This is a genomic window from Acidomonas methanolica (genome assembly GCF_004346035.1).
Classification (GTDB): Bacteria; Pseudomonadota; Alphaproteobacteria; order Acetobacterales; family Acetobacteraceae; genus Acidomonas; species Acidomonas methanolica.
On the sequence record NZ_SLZN01000001.1, the window covers coordinates 285,604 to 302,346 of the forward strand.

Sequence of the window (16,743 nt, forward strand, 5' to 3'; positions counted from 1 at the left end):
ACCCCGAAAGGCTCATTTTTCGGACATTCCCGACAAAAAAAGCGGCCCCGAACAGGGGCCGCTTCTTCCCGCGAGTCGAAACGCCTTATTGCGGCGGGGTCGGCGCGTTCGCCGGCATCGTGCCGGCCGGCATCGCGGCCGGCGGCATATTGCCCGGCATCGGCACTGTCGCGCTGGCCGGCGGCGGCGCGGGCGGCATCGACGTGGCGACAGGCGTTTCCGCCTTCTGCAGGCTCTGCGCGTTCAACTGCTCGGTCGTCATTTCCGGCGCCGTGCTCTGATGCGACTGCGTCGCCTTCTTGTGATGGTGATGCGCGGCGAGCACCGGGCTGGACGCGACGAGAATACCGGCAAGCGCGGCGGCCCCGATCGTGAACTTCTTCATGGCTCTTGTCCCTTCTTCTGGCCAGCAGCGCACGCGACGCCTTCCGGCAATGATTGTCAGACGCTCGGGCAACGCGCCGTCACGGGAAAAGTTCGTTCATTGTCGGTCCAAACCAAATGAATCGTGGGATTCAGGATTCGGAATGACGGAGCGTTTCCCCGCCCCGCCGCATGCCGGGGAGGATCGGCGGCCCGTAGCATTCCCTGGCGCGCTTGATGAATGCGGACACCATCAGCCGGACTCCTTCGTTGAACACGACCCCGATGGCGTTCTGCAACAGCCGGGAGCGGAATTCGAAATCGACGAAGAAATCGACGAGGCATCCCGAGGCGTCCGGCGTGAAATTCCAGACATTATTGAGATATCGGAACGGACCACGCTCGTAGCACACGCGGATTCGCGTGGGATATTGCAGCGCCACGCGGCTCGTGAACGTCTCGCGGAACGGCCCGAACCCGACGGTCAGATCCGCCACCAGCTCCGTCTCCGTCCGCGAGCGCACCACGGCCTTCGCGCACCAAGGCAGGAATTGCGGATATTTCGCCACATCCGCCACGAGATCGAAGAGCTGCTCCGGCGTGTACCCGATCAGGCGCTGTTCGGCATGGGTGGGCATCAGACGCGAATCCCTTGCGCCGCGAGCTTCCGCTCCCGCGCATCCCGCAACGCGGCGAAATCGGCATCGGCATGATAGGAGGAGCGGGTCAGCGGCGTCGCACTCACTTGCAGGAACCCTTTCGCCCGCGCGGCGGCGGCATAATCGTCGAACTCCGCAGGAGACACGAAGCGCGCCACCGCGGCATGTTTGGGCGTCGGCTGAAGATACTGGCCCAGCGTGAGGAAATCGACATCCGCGATGCGGAAATCGTCCATCACCTGCAAGACTTCCATCCTCTCCTCGCCCAGCCCGAGCATCATGCCCGATTTGGTGAAGATCGACGGATCGAGCCGCTTCACGTCGTCCAGAAGACGCACGGACTGATAATAGCGCGCGCCCGGCCTGATGCCCGGATAGAGCCGCGGCACAGTCTCGATATTGTGGTTGAACACATCCGGTCGCGCCGCCACGACGATCTCCAGCGCGCCCGGCTTGCGCAGGAAATCCGGCGTGAGAATCTCGATGGTCGTCCCCGGCGAGGCCGCGCGGATGGCGGCGATGGTCCGCGCGAAATGCCCGGCACCGCCATCGGCCAGATCGTCGCGATCGACGGAGGTCACGACCACATGCCGCAGCCCCAGCTTCGCCACAGCATCGGCCACACGCTCCGGCTCACCCGCGTCGAGCGCATGGGGCAGGCCGGTCGCGACATTGCAGAAGGAACAGGCGCGCGTGCAGATCTCGCCCATGATCATCATGGTCGCATGACGCTGGGACCAGCATTCGCCGATATTGGGGCAGGCGGCTTCCTCACAGACCGTCACGAGTTTGTGATCCCGCATCAGCCCGCGCGTCTCCGCATAGACCGGACTGGACGGCGCGCGGACCCGAATCCAGTCCGGCTTGCGCTGAACGGGATTGTCCGGACGATGCGCCTTTTCCGGATGCCGAAGCTCCGAACGGACGCGATGATCAATCGAGATACGCTGCATGATCTTCCGTTTCACCTAGCGGCCCCGAACGCACGGACGATCTATATGTCCCGCCCGGCCAGGCCCTTGCCCCCATTGGCGCGGGGCCCGGGAACGCTGTCAATGTCCTTCACGGAAGACATAGCGCCATCAGGCGGCGCGCTCCATGCCTCTCTCAGAGAAAGCCCAGCAGACGCCGCGCCGCAATCCCGGGATCGGGCTCGCGCAGCAGGCTCTCGCCGACGAGAACGCCCGACGCACCCGCGGCTCCGACCCGATGCACATCGTCCTGGGTACGAATGCCGCTCTCCGAGATCACGATGCGGTCCGGCGGGACCAGCGGCGCGAGATCGAGCGTGGTTTGCAGATCGGTCTTGAGAGTCCGCAGATTGCGGTTGTTGATGCCGATCAGCAGGACATCGAGGCCCAATGCCCGGTTCAGCTCCGCCTCGTCATGCACCTCGCACAGCACGTCGAGATCCAGTCCGCGCGCCAGAGAGATCAGCTCCGCTGCATCCACATCATTCAGCACTGCAAGGATGATCAGAATCGCATCCGCCCCGATCAGCCGGCTTTCATGCACCTGCCAGGGCGAGAGGATGAAATCCTTCCGCAAGATCGGCAGAGAGCAATGCTGCCGCACCAGCGTCACGTCGTCCGCACTGCCGTGAAAACACGACCCTTCCGTGAGGACCGAAAGACAGCACGCACCCGCCGCCTGATAGGACTGGGCGATGCCGACAGGATCGTAGTCCGGCCGCAGCACGCCCGCCGAGGGCGACGCCTTCTTGATCTCCGCGATGAGCCCCACCTGCCGGTCCGCCGTCACCTGCTTGAGCGCGTCGGCGAATCCGCGTGTCGGCGTGCTGACCTCCCGCGCGCGGGAGGTGATCTCCTTGAGCGGCATGATCTGCGCCCGCTGCTCCACGTCCACGCGCGTCCGCGCGCAGATGCGCGCCAACACGTCGGGGCTCTCCTGAAGAGCGGTGAGCACATCGCCTTCCGCGTGTCGCGCTGTCGTTTCGTTCATCATCCCGACCTTCAGCTTCTTATTCATTCCACCGGCGCGGCGACATGCGCGGCCGCTTTCAGCGCAGCCGCGGCCGCCCCACAGTCGAGGGACGACGCCGCCCGCGCCACGTTCTCCTTCAACGCCGCCGGGCACACCCGGCCCTGCGCGACGATCGGTCCTCGCCCCGCGACATGCAGCGCGACGGCGGCGTTCAGCAGGACCGTGTCGCGATAGACCCCCCGCGCACCATCGAGCAGCGCCCGCAGGGCCATTGCATTCTCCCCGGGCGCGCCGCCCGCGAGTTCGGCGATCGGACGGCGCGGGAACCCCGCCATCTCGGGCTCCAGATGGAAATGACGCAGATCGCCCTCGTCCCAGGCGCTGACCCGCCCCGGCCCGGCCAGCGTCAATTCATCCGCGCCGCCCCGGTCCGTCTCGCCATGCACGGCCCAGATACATGTGCCGCCCAAGGCCCCCAGCGTCCGCGCGACCGTGTCCAGCCAGCCGGCATCGAACACGCCGACCATCTGCCGCCGCACGCGCGCCGGATTGCAGAGCGGCCCCAGCAGATTGAACACGGTGCGGAATCCGAGCGCCTTCCGCACCCCCGCCGCGTGGCGCATCGCCGGATGATGTAGCGGCGCGGCCAGAAACGCCACCCCGTCGCGCCGCAAACGCTCCGACTGGAGAGCGGCATCCCCCTCCGGCTCGATCCCGAGCATTTGCAGAACGTCCGTCGCCCCGGACCGCGAAGACAGCGCCCGATTCCCATGCTTGGCCACCGGCACGCCCAGCCCCGCCAGCACGAAGGCCACCGCCGTCGAAACGTTCAGCGTTCCCAGACCGTCCCCGCCCGTGCCGCACACGTCGATCGCGCCTTCGGGGACGTCCTCCAGCGCGGTCATGCAGGCGCGCACCGCCCGCACCGCGCCGCGCAATTCCGCCTCCGTCTCGCCGCGCATCCGCAACGCCGTGAGGATGGCCGCCAGTTCGACCGGCTCGACCTCGCCTCGCATGATGCGGGAAAACAGCGCCTCCGCCTCGTCCTCGTCCAGCCTTTCCCCGGCCACGAGCCGATGGAGCACCTTTTGGGGGAGAATCCCCTGGGCGAGTACCCTCTGGGGCTGATCCGTCCGGGGCAGCACCGTCCGGAGGTCTCCCCGTCCCGTCTCATGCCCGTCCATAGGTCAGGCCGCCAGTTTCGTGCTGTGAAACGTGCGCGCGATCACGAGAAAATTCGCCAGCATGTCGCGCCCGTTCCGCGAGGCGATGCTCTCCGGATGGAACTGCACCCCATGCGTCGGATAGTCGCGATGCCGGACGCCCTGAATCACCCCGTCGCCGCTCCGCGCATTGACCAGCAGCACCTCCGGCACCGTCTCCGGCGCGAGGGTGAGACTATGATAGCGCGTCGCCTCCACCGGATCGGGCAGCCCCCGGAACAGGCCGGTCCCGTCATGATGCATCAGATCGACCTTCCCATGCATCGGCACCGGCGCACGCACGACCTTCGCGCCAAAAACCTGACCGATCGCCTGATGGCCGAGACAGACCCCCAACACCGGCACAATCGGCGCGGCGCGGGCGATCAGATCGCAGCAGATGCCCGCCTCGTTCGGCGAGCACGGACCCGGCGAAATCACGATCGCCTCCGGCGCCAGCGCCAGCGCCTCCTCCACCTCCAGCGAATCGTTCCGGCGGACATCGCAGCGAACGCCGAGCGAGCCGAAATGATGCACCAGATTGAAGGTGAAACTGTCGTAATTGTCGATCAGCAAAATCATGGCGGCATGATGACGCCGCCGCGTCACAAAATCAAACCCCGTTACACAAGGGGCGCATTTATGCCGCCCCGGCTTCGACCGCTCCCGCCACCGCCATCTCGGCGGCCCGGAACAGCGCCCGCGCCTTGTGACGGGTCTCGGCCTCCTCCAGCGCGGGCACGCTGTCCGCCACGACGCCGCACCCCGCCTGCACGTACATCTCCCCGTCGCGCAGCACCGCCATGCGCAGCCCGATGCAGGTGTCCATCTCGCCATTCGCCGTGAAATACCCGACACACCCGGCATAAGGACCGCGCCGCGTCGGCTCCAGCTCGTCGATGATCTCCATGGCGCGAATCTTCGGCGCGCCGCTCAGCGTCCCCGCCGGAAAGGCCGCCGCCAGCGCGTCCACCGCATCGGCGTCCGAACGGATACGCCCCTCCACCGTCGATGAAATATGCATGACATGGCTGTAGCGCTCGATCACGAAGCGCGCGGGCACGGTGACGGAACCGAGTTCCGCGACGCGGCCCACATCGTTGCGCCCCAGATCGATCAGCATGAGATGCTCGGCCCGCTCCTTGGCGTCGGCCAGAAGTTCCGCCTCCAGAATCCGGTCCTCCTCGTCGGTTTCCCCGCGCGGGCGAGTCCCCGCCAGCGGACGCACCGTCACCACTCCGTCGCGCAGACGCACGAGGATTTCCGGCGAGGAGCCGACCAGAGCGAAACCATCCAGTTCGATCAAGAAAAGGAACGGCGCCGGATTGATCCGGCGCAGGGCGCGATACAGCGCAAGCGGCGGCAACGGAAACGCCACGCGGAATCGCTGGCTCGGCACGATCTGGAAGGCGTCGCCCGCCGCGATATAGTCCTGCGCCCGCCGCACCGCCGCCTCGAACGCGCCCGGCGCGAAATTGGAGACCGGCTCGCCCAGAGCGAAACCTGGCTCCAGCTCGATGCGCGGCTCCCTGACGGGTTCGCGCAACGCCGCGCGCGCCGTCTCGATCAGCCTTGCGGCCTCCGCCTGATCCGCCGCACCGCCGCGCCGCAGCGGCACGGCCAGCACCAGTTCGTCGCGCACCGAATCGAACACGGCGAAGAGGCGCGGTCGCACCATCACCCCGTCCGGCAATCCGGCGTCATCGGGCGGCGCATCCGGCAGATGCTCCATCTGCCGCACCATGTCATAGCCGAGATAGCCGAACAGCCCCGCGATCATCGGCGGCAAACCGGGCGGCAACGCCATCTGGCTCTCCCGATGCACCCGGCGCAGGGACTCGAGCGGCGGCGCCGTCTCCGCCACGAAACGCGACTCCGCCGTTCCCGGCGCGCGGTCGATCGCCGCCGCGCCGTCGCGACAGATCCAGACGAGATCGGGCAGGAGCGCGATGACGGAATACCGCCCGCGCGTCGCGCCGCCCTCCACACTTTCCAGCAGGAGCGAAGGAGCCCGGCCACCGCTCTCGGCCGCCGCCATCGCGGAGAGGCGGATATAGGCCCCGACCGGCGTCAGAAGATCGGCGGCCTCGACCACATGCAGCACATCGTCCATCAATGCCCGCCCGCCGCGACGCCCGTGGAATCGATCACCTTCCGCAGCAGCGCCATGTTGGGCTGCGGCTTGAGGCGATCCTCCAATTGCCGGACATAGGCCATGGACACGTCCTCTCGCAGCGTGTCGGTCATCTGCGTCTCGACACGGCCCTCTATTTCCTTCGCCAGCGCCGTGTCCGGATCGCGCAGCCCCGTCACGGTGGCGACGAAATAAAGGTCGCCGTCATTGACCATGAAGCTCTTCCCGACCGGCGTCTCGAAGGCGCGCATCGCCACGACGCGCGGCAACTGAGGCGGCTGGGCGCGGGAGAAGGCGATGTCCTTTTTCAGATCCGCCGCCTCCGGCGTCTCCGCGACCGCCGCCGCCACGCCGGTTCCGGCCCGCGCCTTGACCAGCAGGGCCGCCGCGCGCCGATCCGCCGCATGACGCCGCGCGTCCGCCGTCCAGTTCGCCTCCACTTCCGCGCGCACCGTGTCGAACGGCTTCACGTGTCCCGGTTCGATCACGTCCACCAGAACGGCGAAGGCGCTTCCCTTCGGCCCCTCGACGACGGTGGGATGGTCCTTCGTCCCCTGCGCGAAGATACGCGCGACGATCTGCTTGCGCAGATCCGCATCGCCCGGAATCGGCGCGGGCTCGCCGTCCTTGGTCAGCCCCTGGGCATTGAGGAAGCCGGAAGCCGGCGCCGCGCCGACGTTGGCGGGAATACGTTCCAGATCCGTGCTCCCCGCGACGGCGTCCTGCAACTGCTGCACGCGCGCGGGCAACAGTTGCGGCGCCTGCGCCTTGGCGATTTCCTTTCGCAGATCCTCGCGCGCATCCGCGAAGCTGGTGTCATGCGGGGCCTTGATGTCGATGACGCGGAAGATCACCCACCCCGTCTCGCTCTTCACCGGCCCCTGAATGTCGCCCTGCGGCGCTGCGAAGCTGGCCGCGGCGAGTTCCGGGCTGGGCAGGTCGGCCTTGCGCGTGTCGGGCATGTCCACCGCCGCCGCATCGGGAAACTGCGTCCGCATCGCCTCCCAGCTCGCCCCGGCCTTCCAGGCCGTCGCCGCGCGCGCGGCCGCCGCCTGATCCTGAAACGTCAGCACTTCGAGATGGCGCGTCTCCGGCGCATGAAACCGCTGGGACTGGAAGTCGTAGAGGCGCTTGAGATCGGCGTCCGACACCTCGAATTGCCGGGCGACCGTGTCGGCCGTCAGCACGACCATCTTCGCATGGCGGAATTCCGGCGTGCTGAACTCCCACGGGTGGTTGTCATAATACCGATGCAGTTCCGCCTCGTCCGGCGCGGGAGGGGCAGGCATCTTCGCGGCGTCCACGGCCACGAGGTCCAGCACCGTGCGCCGGGCGTTGAAATCGACGATCCGCCGCACCAGCGCCTCCGGCGCCGTCGCCGCATCCCCCAATCCCCCGCCCAGACCGCGCACGACGATGTCTTCCCGCACCATGTCGAGAAACGCGGCCTCGTTCATGCCGATCTGGGCGATGCGCTGGTTGAAGACCGCCCGGTCGAACCGCCCGTCCTTGCCCTTGAAATACGGCATGTCGAACACGTCCCGCCGCACCAGCGAATCGGGCGCATTCATCCCGTTGCGCGTCGCCTGCACCAGCAGCTCCTGCTGCGTGATCATGCGCTGGAGCACCTCGCGCGCCACCTGCGCCCGCTCGGACTGCGGCAACTGGGACGGATCGCTCACGCCCATCTGGCGGGCGATCTGTGGCAACTGGCTGCTGAGCGCGCGCTCCAGCGCTTCGGGCGTGATGCTGCGCGGCCCGATCTTCACCACCGCCGTCGATGATCCGCCCATGTTCGTGGCGATCCCGCCCATGCCCCAGACCACGAAGGCGGCGAAAAATATCAGCGCGATGGCGCGGCCGAGCCAGGAATCGACAAAGACGCGACGCAGGGCGGTAATCATGAAGTCTGTATTCCGGAAGGTGAGTCAGGCAAGATGCAAGCCGCGCACCATAGATAGCCGCGCGCCGCTTGGCCAGAACCCGACTTCCGCCAAAACGCCGCCCGGCGCGCAGACGTGAACGCCCGCGAAAGACGTGAGCGCCGCGAGGACTTGAACCATGAGAGTCCGTGTGCATTCTCATTCCTCAAGCGAACCTGCCCGGCCTTCGGCCAGAATGGAGTCTCCACGTCGATCATGACACACACCGCCTCCAGCCTCATCGTCGGCAACTGGAAAATGAACGGCACCTCCGCCAGCGCCGCGACGCTGATCGGGGAGATCCTCGACGGAGCCGCCGCGCTGCCGCCTTCTGTCGCACTCGTGATCTGCCCGCCCTTCACGCTGCTCGACCGTGTGGGACGGATGATCGAAGGCAGCGTCGTGCGTCTCGGGGCGCAGGATTGCCGGGCCGAACCCAAAGGCGCCTATACGGGCGATGTCGCCGCGCCGATGCTCGCCGATCTGGGCGTCCACTATGTCATTCTCGGCCATTCGGAACGCCGCCGCGACCATTTCGAGACGGACGCGCAGATTCGCGCCAAGGCGGAAGCCGCCCTCGCCTGCGGGCTGACACCGATCATCTGCATCGGCGAAACGGCGGAGGAACGCGACGCGGGCGACGCCTTCCTGCGGTTGAGCGCGCAGATCGCCGGGGCGGTTCCCGCGGGATTCGGGGCGGACTCGGCGGGCGGCGTGATCGCCTACGAACCCGTCTGGGCCATCGGCACGGGGCGCACCGCCTCGCGCGAGGATATCGAATCGACGACAGCCCATATTCGCCAGGCGCTTGCGGCTCATCTCGGCACGGATGACAATCTGCCGCAAATCCTTTATGGCGGTTCGGTCACGGCCCGTGACGCCGCCTCCATCCTGTCGATCGGAACGGTGAACGGCGTACTGGTCGGGGGTGCGAGCCTGAGCGCCGACTCCTTCCTCGGCATCGCGGCCGGCGCCGCCGGATCGCCGTCCTGAAGGAGGCGCGCCGGGCACGCTCCGCATGTTTCCGTCACCCGCCCGCTTATGAACGAAGAAGTCCATGACCACCGTCCTGCTGATCCTCAACCTGTTCGTCACCATCGCCCTGATCGCCGTCGTGCTGGTCCAGCGCAGCGAGGGCGGCGGATTCGGCATCGGCTCCAGCCAGGGCATGGGCTCCTTCATGACCGGGCGCGGCACCGCCACATTGCTCACCCGCACGACCTCGGTGCTGGCCGCGGTGTTCATGCTGCTGTGCCTGCTGCTCGCCGTTCTCAATCGCGGCGCATCCACCGGCACTGACGGGCATGACATCCTCGCCCAGCCCCCCGCGCCCGGGACGACGGCTCCGGCTCCGGCAAAAACGACCACGCCTCCGCCGCCCGCCTCACCCGCTCACTGAGGTCTCGTCCGGCTGACTCGGCCGACTGACGCGGGAGGATTTTCCCGCGTCACAGAATCGCCCTTCCCCTGCCCAAGCCATCCTGTGTAGAAGGGCGGTCCATGACGCGGTTCGTATTCATCACCGGCGGTGTGGTCTCCTCACTCGGCAAAGGCATCGCCTCGGCGGCGCTGGCCTCCCTCCTTCAGGCGCGCGGCTATACAGTCCGCATGCGCAAGCTGGACCCCTATCTGAACGTCGATCCGGGCACGATGAGCCCGTATCAGCACGGCGAGGTCTTCGTGACCGATGACGGCGCGGAAACCGACCTCGATCTCGGCCATTACGAGCGTTTCACCGGCGTCCATGCCCGCAAGACCGACAATGCCACGACGGGTCGGATCTATTCGGACGTCATCGCCCGCGAGCGCCGGGGCGACTATCTCGGCGCGACGGTCCAGGTCATTCCCCACATCACCGACGCCATCAAGGAAGCCGTGATCGTCGATACGGACAGGTACGATTTCGTCCTCGTCGAAATCGGCGGCACGGTCGGCGACATCGAGAGCCTGCCCTTCCTCGAATCCATCCGCCAGTTGCGCAACGATCTCGGCCATGACCGGACGATGTGCGTCCATCTCACGCTGCTGCCCTATATTCCGGCGGCGGGCGAGCTGAAGACCAAGCCGACGCAGCATTCGGTCAAGGAATTGCAGAATGTCGGCATCCAGCCGCAGATGCTGCTCTGCCGCTGCGACCGCCCGATCCCGGAGAACGAGCGCCGCAAGATCGCCAGCTTCTGCAACGTCCGGCAGGAAGCCGTCATCGCGGCGCTGGACATAGACACGATCTACGCCTGCCCGATCTCCTATCACAAGGAGGGGATGGACCGGGAAGTCCTGCGCTACTTCAACCTGCCCACGGAGGACGCGCCGGATCTGTCCAAATGGGAGCACATCGTCGAAGCGATCCGCAACCCGGAGGGCGAAGTCCGTATCGCGGTGGTCGGCAAATACACGGCCCTGCTGGACAGCTACAAATCCCTGATCGAGGCGCTGCTGCACGGCGGCATCGCCAACAGGGTGAAGGTCAGGATCGACTGGGTCGAATCGGAGATTTTCGAGAAATCCGAGACCGCGATCCATCAGCTTGCCGACGTCCACGGCATCCTCGTGCCCGGCGGCTTCGGCGAGCGCGGGTCCGAGGGCAAGATCGAGGCCGTCCGCTTCGCCCGCGAGCATGATATTCCGTTCTTCGGCATCTGCTTCGGCATGCAGATGGCCGTCATCGAATGCGCCCGCAATCTCGCCGGGATCAGCAAGGCCTCCTCCACCGAATTCGGCCCGACGGAGGAACCGGTGGTCGGCCTCATGACGGAATGGGCGCGCGGCAACGAGTTGCTCCGCCGCCGCGAGAACGGCGAAATGGGCGGCACGATGCGCCTCGGCGCCTATCCGGCCACCCTCGGCGATGGAACCCGCGCGGCCGCCATCTACGGCACGACGAATGTGCGCGAACGTCATCGCCATCGCTATGAGGTGAACGTCCATTATCGCGACCGTCTGGAAGCCACCGGACTGCGCTTCTCCGGCATGTCGCCGGACAACATCCTGCCGGAAGTGGTGGAATATCCGGACCATCCCTGGTTCGTCGCCGTCCAGTATCATCCGGAATATCTGTCGAAACCTTTCGACCCACATCCGCTCTTCGCGAGCTTCATCGACGCCGCCGTGCGCAAGGCCCGACTCGTATGACCGACACACCCCCGAAAACCTTCCGCATCGGCGATCTCACCATCGGCAACGACCGGCCCTTCACGCTGATCGCCGGCCCCTGCCAGATCGAGTCCGAGGGCCATGCCATGGACATCGCCGCCGCCCTGGCGGAACTCTGCGCCGGGCTCGATATCGGGCTGATCTACAAAAGCTCCTACGACAAGGCGAACCGCACCTCGCTGTCCGGCAGGCGCGGCGTCGGCATGTCCAGGGGACTCGACATCCTCGCCCGCGTGCGCGAACGGTTCGGCTGCCCGGTCCTGACGGATGTCCATGCGCCCGAACAGTGCCGCCCCGCCGCCGAGGCGGTGGACGTCCTGCAAATCCCGGCCTTCCTCAGCCGCCAGACCGATCTGCTTCTGGCGGCGGGCGAGACCGGGGCCGCGATCAACGTCAAGAAGGGGCAGTTCCTCGCCCCGTGGGACATGGCCAATGTCGCCGCGAAAATCGCATCCACCGGCAATGAGCGGATCATGCTCTGCGAACGCGGCACCAGCTTCGGCTACAACACGCTGGTGAACGACATGCGCGGCCTGCCCGTCATGGCCGCCACGGGCTATCCGGTGGTGTATGACGCCACCCATTCGGTGCAGCAGCCGGGGGGCCTCGGCGGCGCATCCGGCGGCCAGCGGGAATTCGTCGCTCCCCTCGCCCGCGCGGCGCTGGCGATCGGCGTGGCCGCGCTGTTCATCGAAACGCACGAGAATCCGGACGCCGCGCCGAGCGACGGCCCGACCATGGTGCCGCTGCAACAGATGCCCGCCCTGCTGCACCGACTGAAGGCGTTCGACGATCTGGCCAAGAGCTGAACTCCCGCCGGACCCTCCCTAAACGGAAAGCGGAACCTCCCCCGCCCCGAGCCCTGTGGCCAGGCACAGCACGGCGCCGATGGTCACGATCAGCCGAACCAACATGTAGCCCTGCGGGATCGCCCCCGCCCGCCATGCGCGCCGTTCGCACAACAGCACGACGATAAATCCGAGGATCAGCAAGCCGATTCCGCTCGGAACGCCCCAGGCCAACCCGCAAAACAGCGCCCCCCACGCCCAGAGCGCTGCCAGCACGCCGAGAAACAGGCGCGGCCGGTCCCATGCCGCGATCCCCGCCGCCGGCACCAGTCCCGGCGTTTCGAGCGCCATCCCCCAATGCACGGCGCCGCTGAAGGCCAGCGCCACGGCCCCATAGCTGAGCAAAGCGAGAGCGAGGCGCGGCACCGGCCCCAGCGTGCCGAAAAACAGAATCGCCGACGCCAGCACGAAGAACGGCACGAGGCTGGCAAGCCCCAGCAGAAAGGCCAGAAACGGAAGTTTTTTCACGAGCTCATGATCCTGATACAACGGAATTCCAGCAGCGCGCCGGTTGACAGAACCGACGCCCCGACGCCTTGTGGCGCTGATACGGAAATCACTCCGCCTGTCGAATCAGGCAGAGCTGTCCCGCTTGTCACCCGAACAGGGCCAGAATGAGACCACACGTCAGGAGAGGGCTAGAATGAGCGCCATCATCGACATCGTCGCAAGGGAAATCCTCGATAGCCGCGGCAACCCGACAGTCGAGGTCGAGGTCGAACTCGCCTCCGGCGCCAAGGGCCGCGCCGCCGTCCCGTCAGGCGCCTCCACCGGAGCGCATGAAGCCGTGGAGCTGCGCGACGGCGACAAGTCACGCTATAATGGCAAGGGCGTGCTGAAAGCCGCCGCCTTCGCCGAGGGCGAGATCCTCGAGACGCTTCAGGGGGCGGAATCCTCGGACCAGATCGCCATCGACAATGCGATGATCGATCTCGACGGTACGCCCAACAAGAGCCGCCTCGGCGCGAACTCCATCCTCGCGGTCTCCCTCGCCATCGCCAAGGCGTCGGCCGACGAGCTGGAACTGCCGCTCTACCGCTATGTCGGCGGCGTCTTCGCCCATGTCCTGCCCGTGCCGATGATGAATATCGTCAATGGCGGCCAGCATGCGGACAACCCCATCGACATCCAGGAATTCATGATCCAGCCGGTCGGCGCGCCCACCGAGATGGACGCGATCCGCATGGGGTCGGAAATCTTCGCGCGGTTGAAGAAGGACCTGCACGACGCGGGTCATAACACCAATGTCGGTGACGAAGGCGGCTTCGCCCCGAACCTGAAATCCGCCGACGAGGCGCTCGGCTTCATCACCCGATCGGTCGAGGGCGCGGGCTACCGCCCCGGCGAGGACGTGACCTTCGCGCTGGACTGCGCCTCGACGGAATTCTTCAAGCATGGCCGTTACGTCATGTCCGGCGAAGGCAAGGATTTCGATTCCGCCGGCATGATCCAGTATCTCTCCGATCTCTGCGCCCGTTACCCGATCGTGTCGATCGAGGACGGGCTGGCGGAGGACGACTGGGACGGCTGGGCCGAACTCACCCGCGCCCTCGGCAAGAAGGTCCAGCTCGTGGGCGACGATATCTTCGTCACCAACCCCGCGCGCCTGCGTCGCGGCATCGAACACGGCGTCGGCAACGCGCTGCTGGTGAAGGTCAACCAGATCGGCACGCTGACCGAGACGCTGGAAGCGGTCGAGACCGCCCATCGCGCGGGCTATCGCTGCGTCATGAGCCACCGTTCGGGCGAAACCGAGGACGCGACCATCGCCGATCTCGCGGTCGCCACGAATTGCGGCCAGATCAAGACCGGCTCGCTGTCTCGCGCCGACCGCACGGCGAAATACAACCAGCTCCTCCGCATCGAGAACGAACTGGCCACCGCGGCGAAATACGCGGGCCGCTCCATCCTTCCCGGCGCGTAAGGGCATCCGCCGTTCTGTTCAGCGGGTCGTATTGTCCAGCCGCAAGGTCATGCAATACGCCCCGCCGCCGGAGAGAATGAACGGTTCCAGCGGCACGCCGGTCACATGATAGCCGCGCTCGGACAGCCGCGCCGCCAGTTCCTGCGGCGGATGCGCCATGACGACCTGATCCTCGAACGCGATCGCATTGACGCTGAAATGCCGCGCATCCCGCTCCGTCGCGACGATCCGTTTGTCGGGCGGAACGATGGCCTCGATCCGCGCTACCGTTTCCGGCGCGAAAGCGGGAGGGTAGAAGAGCACCTCGCCACGCGGCAACACGTGGAAACAGGTGTCCAGATGATAGAAGCGGGGCGTTGCCAGGCGCAGCGGCTCGACATCGATGCCGAAGGTCTCGGCGATCACCCGCACGCTCGCTTCGTCCGAACGCTGCCCGAACCCCACCCAGGCGAGACGGCGCGTGCGGTCCCACAGGCAGTCGCCCGCCCCTTCCTGATGCATCCCCTCCGGCAGATCGACGATCTCCCGCAGCACGCCTTCACCGACCAGTCGCTCGAAGATGGCGCGGAAGAACGGCTCCTCGTCCTTGCGCTCGTCGAACAGGAACCGCGCAGGCAGCACGCGCCCGTCGAAGACGATGCCCGCATTGGCGGTAAACACCATGTCCGGCACGCCGGGACGCCCCGGCTCGATCGTCACTTTCGCTCCGGCGCGCGCCAGCCCGCTCGCCAGCGCCTCGAATCCCGCCCAGGCCCGTTCGCGATTGCCTGCGGCATCGGCCGACCAGACCCCCGGCTCCATCCACGGATTGATGGCATATGAGACGACGTAATGACTGGGATCAACCAGAAGAAAATGTGGAGTCATGCGGAGTTCCGTTTCAAAAATCTTATTCTGCGCCGGAAGCGACAGGCCGGAGGCTATCAGATAAATGGCGGCCGGGACCAAATCCATGGCCTCGCTTCATCCAGGGTCTCGGAAATTTCACAATGAGCGGCGCCGCCCGAGGATGAATGCTTGCCTTCCCGGTTCAAACAGGGCTTGATACGGACGAGCACCGTCTTTCGGGGAATGCCCGCACCGTGTCCGTCACCCGCTTCATCAGGCGCGCCGTCCGTGCGATCCTGCCCCCGGCGCTCTTTCTGGGTCTCACCGCCTATTTCGGCTGGAACGCCCTGCAGGGCGCGCACGGCATGCGCGCCTATCATCAGCAGCTCAAGCTGCGCGAGGACGCGCTTCAGGCCCAGCGCGACGCCAATGCCGAACAGGGCGTCTGGAAACAGCGCATCATCAGCCTGGACGAGCGGGCGCTGGATGCGGACATGCTCGACGAACGGTCCCGCGCCATGCTCAACCTCGCCCGCGAGGGCGACATCGTGATTCCCTACGCGCCGAACGACAAGCTCTGGTAGGCAATAAAAAAGCGGCCCGGAGGCCGCCTTTCATTCAAGCACCGACGAACGCTGCCCTTTACTTGATCTTCGCCTCGCGGAAGGGAACATGCTTGCGGACGACCGGATCGTATTTGCGCACTTCCATCTTGCCCGTGGCCGAGCGCGCATTCTTCTTCGTGACGTAGAAATATCCGGTATCCGCCGTCGAAACGAGACGAATCTGGATCACGTTGGTCTTGGCCATAACACCCTCAAAAGCTGCATAATGGTCGCTGCGCGCGACAGAACTGAAACAAGGCTGCGCGACAGGAACGGCAGCGTTCTCGCGAAACTAGGGGCGCAAAATGCTCATCCCGGCCCCTCAGGTCAAGTCTTTCCGTCGCCCCCGCGATCATAAAACTGCACAAACCCGCTTGAAATTCCCTTGCCCGGACCGAAACATGAACTTATGAAGAACAAAGCGGTCCCGTCATGGCGGCCGACTCGCACTCGCCGCAGGAGGCCCCATGCTGACGCGCAAGCAACACCAGCTCTTGCTGTTCATCGACGAGCATCTGCGCCGTACCGGGTTTTCCCCTTCCTTCGACGAAATGAAGGACGCGCTGGAACTGCGTTCCAAATCCGGCATCCACCGGCTGATTTCCGCGCTTGAAGAGCGGGGATTCCTCCGCCGCCATCATCATCGCGCCCGGGCGCTGGAAGTCATCCGCCTGCCCCACATAGAGTCGACGCCCTTCGCGCCGAACGTCATCAGGGGCGATTTCTCCACCCGCGTGACCAGTATCACCGCCGATAACGACCACGCCGTCGTCGCCCTGCCGCTTTACGGCCGCATCGCCGCCGGACTGCCAATCGAGGCGCTGCGCGATTACAACGCGCAGATCGACATGCCCGCCAGCCTGCTCGGCTCGGGCGATTACTATGCGCTGGAAGTCGCGGGCGATTCGATGATCGAGGCGGGCATCCTGGACGGCGACACCGTCATCATCCGACGTGGCGATGTGGCGGAAAACGGCCAGATCGTCGTCGCGCTCATCGATGACGGGGAAGTCACCCTCAAGCGCCTGCGCCGCCGCGGCAACGCTGTCGCCCTCGAACCCGCCAACGTCACCTATGAGACGCGCATCGTTCCGGCCGACCGGGTCCGTATCCAGGGCACACTCGCCGGGCTGTACCGCCGCTACGAGTAGGTAGCGTCGA

18 protein-coding genes are annotated in these 16,743 nt (G+C 66.2%); 7 read left to right on the plus strand and 11 right to left on the minus strand.

Going from position 1 to position 16,743, the window contains the following annotated elements:
• Nucleotides 1-85 precede the first annotated feature (85 nt).
• The 8 genes from EDC31_RS01365 to EDC31_RS01400 all read right to left on the minus strand — a co-directional run bounded on the left by EDC31_RS01365 (nucleotide 86) and on the right by EDC31_RS01400 (nucleotide 8,206).
• Nucleotides 86-385 carry a hypothetical protein gene (locus EDC31_RS01365; protein WP_042055368.1) on the minus strand — a complete coding sequence of 100 codons (300 nt, stop codon included), beginning with the start codon at nucleotides 383-385 and terminating at the stop codon, nucleotides 86-88.
• A 130-nt stretch (nucleotides 386-515) separates the two neighbouring features.
• Nucleotides 516-1,001: a type II toxin-antitoxin system RatA family toxin gene (locus tag EDC31_RS01370; protein WP_042055370.1), complete on the minus strand. Its 486-nt coding sequence runs from the start codon at nucleotides 999-1,001 to the stop codon at nucleotides 516-518.
• Nucleotides 1,001-1,975: a lipoyl synthase gene (gene lipA, locus EDC31_RS01375; RefSeq protein WP_081797366.1), complete on the minus strand. Its 975-nt coding sequence runs from the start codon at nucleotides 1,973-1,975 to the stop codon at nucleotides 1,001-1,003. Before lipA ends, EDC31_RS01370 begins: the two co-directional genes overlap by 1 nt.
• Nucleotides 1,976-2,129: 154 nt before the next feature.
• Complete coding sequence (gene trpC / locus EDC31_RS01380; RefSeq protein WP_042055559.1) at nucleotides 2,130-2,984, minus strand: indole-3-glycerol phosphate synthase TrpC; 855 nt, start codon at nucleotides 2,982-2,984, stop codon at nucleotides 2,130-2,132.
• A gap of 23 nt (nucleotides 2,985-3,007) precedes the next feature.
• A complete protein-coding gene (trpD, locus tag EDC31_RS01385) occupies nucleotides 3,008-4,111 on the minus strand; it encodes an anthranilate phosphoribosyltransferase (protein ID WP_408735049.1) in 1,104 nt (367 codons plus the stop codon).
• A 42-nt stretch (nucleotides 4,112-4,153) separates the two neighbouring features.
• The gene (locus tag EDC31_RS01390) at nucleotides 4,154-4,750 is read right to left on the minus strand and encodes an anthranilate synthase component II (RefSeq protein ID WP_042055565.1); all 597 of its coding nucleotides are present in this window, start codon (nucleotides 4,748-4,750) and stop codon (nucleotides 4,154-4,156) included.
• 58 nt (nucleotides 4,751-4,808) lie between these two features.
• Nucleotides 4,809-6,281 carry an anthranilate synthase component I gene (trpE, locus tag EDC31_RS01395; protein ID WP_042055371.1) on the minus strand — a complete coding sequence of 491 codons (1,473 nt, stop codon included), beginning with the start codon at nucleotides 6,279-6,281 and terminating at the stop codon, nucleotides 4,809-4,811.
• Complete coding sequence (locus EDC31_RS01400) at nucleotides 6,281-8,206, minus strand: peptidylprolyl isomerase (protein WP_042055374.1); 1,926 nt, start codon at nucleotides 8,204-8,206, stop codon at nucleotides 6,281-6,283. The genes trpE and EDC31_RS01400 overlap by 1 nt, the downstream gene beginning before the upstream one ends.
• 234 nt (nucleotides 8,207-8,440) lie before the next feature.
• Here EDC31_RS01400 and tpiA point away from each other — a divergent pair, with 234 nt between their 5' ends.
• The 4 genes from tpiA (at nucleotide 8,441) to kdsA (ending at nucleotide 12,186) form a co-directional block, all read left to right on the plus strand.
• Nucleotides 8,441-9,217 carry a triose-phosphate isomerase gene (tpiA, locus tag EDC31_RS01405; RefSeq protein WP_042055376.1) on the plus strand — a complete coding sequence of 259 codons (777 nt, stop codon included), beginning with the start codon at nucleotides 8,441-8,443 and terminating at the stop codon, nucleotides 9,215-9,217.
• A gap of 64 nt (nucleotides 9,218-9,281) precedes the next feature.
• Nucleotides 9,282-9,623, plus strand: a complete 342-nt coding sequence (secG, locus tag EDC31_RS01410) for a preprotein translocase subunit SecG (protein WP_042055378.1) — start codon at nucleotides 9,282-9,284, stop codon at nucleotides 9,621-9,623.
• 101 nt (nucleotides 9,624-9,724) lie between these two features.
• Nucleotides 9,725-11,356: a CTP synthase gene (locus tag EDC31_RS01415; protein ID WP_042055379.1), complete on the plus strand. Its 1,632-nt coding sequence runs from the start codon at nucleotides 9,725-9,727 to the stop codon at nucleotides 11,354-11,356.
• Nucleotides 11,353-12,186, plus strand: a complete 834-nt coding sequence (gene kdsA / locus EDC31_RS01420) for a 3-deoxy-8-phosphooctulonate synthase (RefSeq protein WP_042055382.1) — start codon at nucleotides 11,353-11,355, stop codon at nucleotides 12,184-12,186. The genes EDC31_RS01415 and kdsA overlap by 4 nt, the downstream gene beginning before the upstream one ends.
• Before the next feature lie 18 nt (nucleotides 12,187-12,204).
• Here kdsA and EDC31_RS01425 read toward each other — a convergent pair whose 3' ends face one another.
• Nucleotides 12,205-12,693 (minus strand): DUF3429 domain-containing protein, encoded by a 489-nt coding sequence (locus EDC31_RS01425; RefSeq protein ID WP_042055567.1) that lies wholly within the window; start codon nucleotides 12,691-12,693, stop codon nucleotides 12,205-12,207.
• A 175-nt stretch (nucleotides 12,694-12,868) separates the two neighbouring features.
• Between EDC31_RS01425 and eno the strand changes: the two genes are divergently transcribed.
• Nucleotides 12,869-14,149 carry a phosphopyruvate hydratase gene (gene eno / locus EDC31_RS01430; protein ID WP_042055384.1) on the plus strand — a complete coding sequence of 427 codons (1,281 nt, stop codon included), beginning with the start codon at nucleotides 12,869-12,871 and terminating at the stop codon, nucleotides 14,147-14,149.
• A gap of 18 nt (nucleotides 14,150-14,167) precedes the next feature.
• Here eno and EDC31_RS01435 read toward each other — a convergent pair whose 3' ends face one another.
• Nucleotides 14,168-15,016: a dimethylarginine dimethylaminohydrolase family protein gene (locus EDC31_RS01435; RefSeq protein ID WP_042055569.1), complete on the minus strand. Its 849-nt coding sequence runs from the start codon at nucleotides 15,014-15,016 to the stop codon at nucleotides 14,168-14,170.
• Nucleotides 15,017-15,231: 215 nt separating this feature from the next.
• On the opposite strand from EDC31_RS01435, the gene EDC31_RS01440 reads away from it, so the two are divergent.
• Nucleotides 15,232-15,561: an FtsB family cell division protein gene (locus tag EDC31_RS01440; RefSeq protein WP_042055571.1), complete on the plus strand. Its 330-nt coding sequence runs from the start codon at nucleotides 15,232-15,234 to the stop codon at nucleotides 15,559-15,561.
• A 58-nt stretch (nucleotides 15,562-15,619) separates the two neighbouring features.
• Here the strand turns inward: EDC31_RS01440 and rpmG are convergent, their stop codons facing one another.
• Nucleotides 15,620-15,787 (minus strand): 50S ribosomal protein L33, encoded by a 168-nt coding sequence (gene rpmG, locus EDC31_RS01445; protein WP_042055387.1) that lies wholly within the window; start codon nucleotides 15,785-15,787, stop codon nucleotides 15,620-15,622.
• A gap of 262 nt (nucleotides 15,788-16,049) precedes the next feature.
• Between rpmG and lexA the strand changes: the two genes are divergently transcribed.
• The gene (gene lexA / locus EDC31_RS01450) at nucleotides 16,050-16,733 is read left to right on the plus strand and encodes a transcriptional repressor LexA (protein WP_042055389.1); all 684 of its coding nucleotides are present in this window, start codon (nucleotides 16,050-16,052) and stop codon (nucleotides 16,731-16,733) included.
• Nucleotides 16,734-16,743: the final 10 nt, after the last annotated feature.

Excerpts from the sequence above, each read along its gene's own strand:
- EDC31_RS01365 (WP_042055368.1), bottom strand. The coding sequence starts at position 385 with ATGAAGAAGTTCACGATCGGGGCCGCCGCGCTTGCCGGTATTCTCGTC.
- EDC31_RS01370 (WP_042055370.1), bottom strand. The coding sequence starts at position 1,001 with ATGCCCACCCATGCCGAACAGCGCCTGATCGGGTACACGCCGGAGCAG.
- lipA (WP_081797366.1), bottom strand. The coding sequence starts at position 1,975 with ATGCAGCGTATCTCGATTGATCATCGCGTCCGTTCGGAGCTTCGGCAT.
- trpC (WP_042055559.1), bottom strand. The coding sequence starts at position 2,984 with ATGAACGAAACGACAGCGCGACACGCGGAAGGCGATGTGCTCACCGCT.
- EDC31_RS01390 (WP_042055565.1), bottom strand. The coding sequence starts at position 4,750 with ATGATTTTGCTGATCGACAATTACGACAGTTTCACCTTCAATCTGGTG.
- trpE (WP_042055371.1), bottom strand. The coding sequence starts at position 6,281 with ATGGACGATGTGCTGCATGTGGTCGAGGCCGCCGATCTTCTGACGCCG.
- EDC31_RS01400 (WP_042055374.1), bottom strand. The coding sequence starts at position 8,206 with ATGATTACCGCCCTGCGTCGCGTCTTTGTCGATTCCTGGCTCGGCCGC.
- tpiA (WP_042055376.1), top strand. The coding sequence starts at position 8,441 with ATGACACACACCGCCTCCAGCCTCATCGTCGGCAACTGGAAAATGAAC.
- secG (WP_042055378.1), top strand. The coding sequence starts at position 9,282 with ATGACCACCGTCCTGCTGATCCTCAACCTGTTCGTCACCATCGCCCTG.
- EDC31_RS01415 (WP_042055379.1), top strand. The coding sequence starts at position 9,725 with ATGACGCGGTTCGTATTCATCACCGGCGGTGTGGTCTCCTCACTCGGC.
- kdsA (WP_042055382.1), top strand. The coding sequence starts at position 11,353 with ATGACCGACACACCCCCGAAAACCTTCCGCATCGGCGATCTCACCATC.
- eno (WP_042055384.1), top strand. The coding sequence starts at position 12,869 with ATGAGCGCCATCATCGACATCGTCGCAAGGGAAATCCTCGATAGCCGC.
- EDC31_RS01435 (WP_042055569.1), bottom strand. The coding sequence starts at position 15,016 with ATGACTCCACATTTTCTTCTGGTTGATCCCAGTCATTACGTCGTCTCA.
- rpmG (WP_042055387.1), bottom strand. The coding sequence starts at position 15,787 with ATGGCCAAGACCAACGTGATCCAGATTCGTCTCGTTTCGACGGCGGAT.
- lexA (WP_042055389.1), top strand. The coding sequence starts at position 16,050 with ATGCTGACGCGCAAGCAACACCAGCTCTTGCTGTTCATCGACGAGCAT.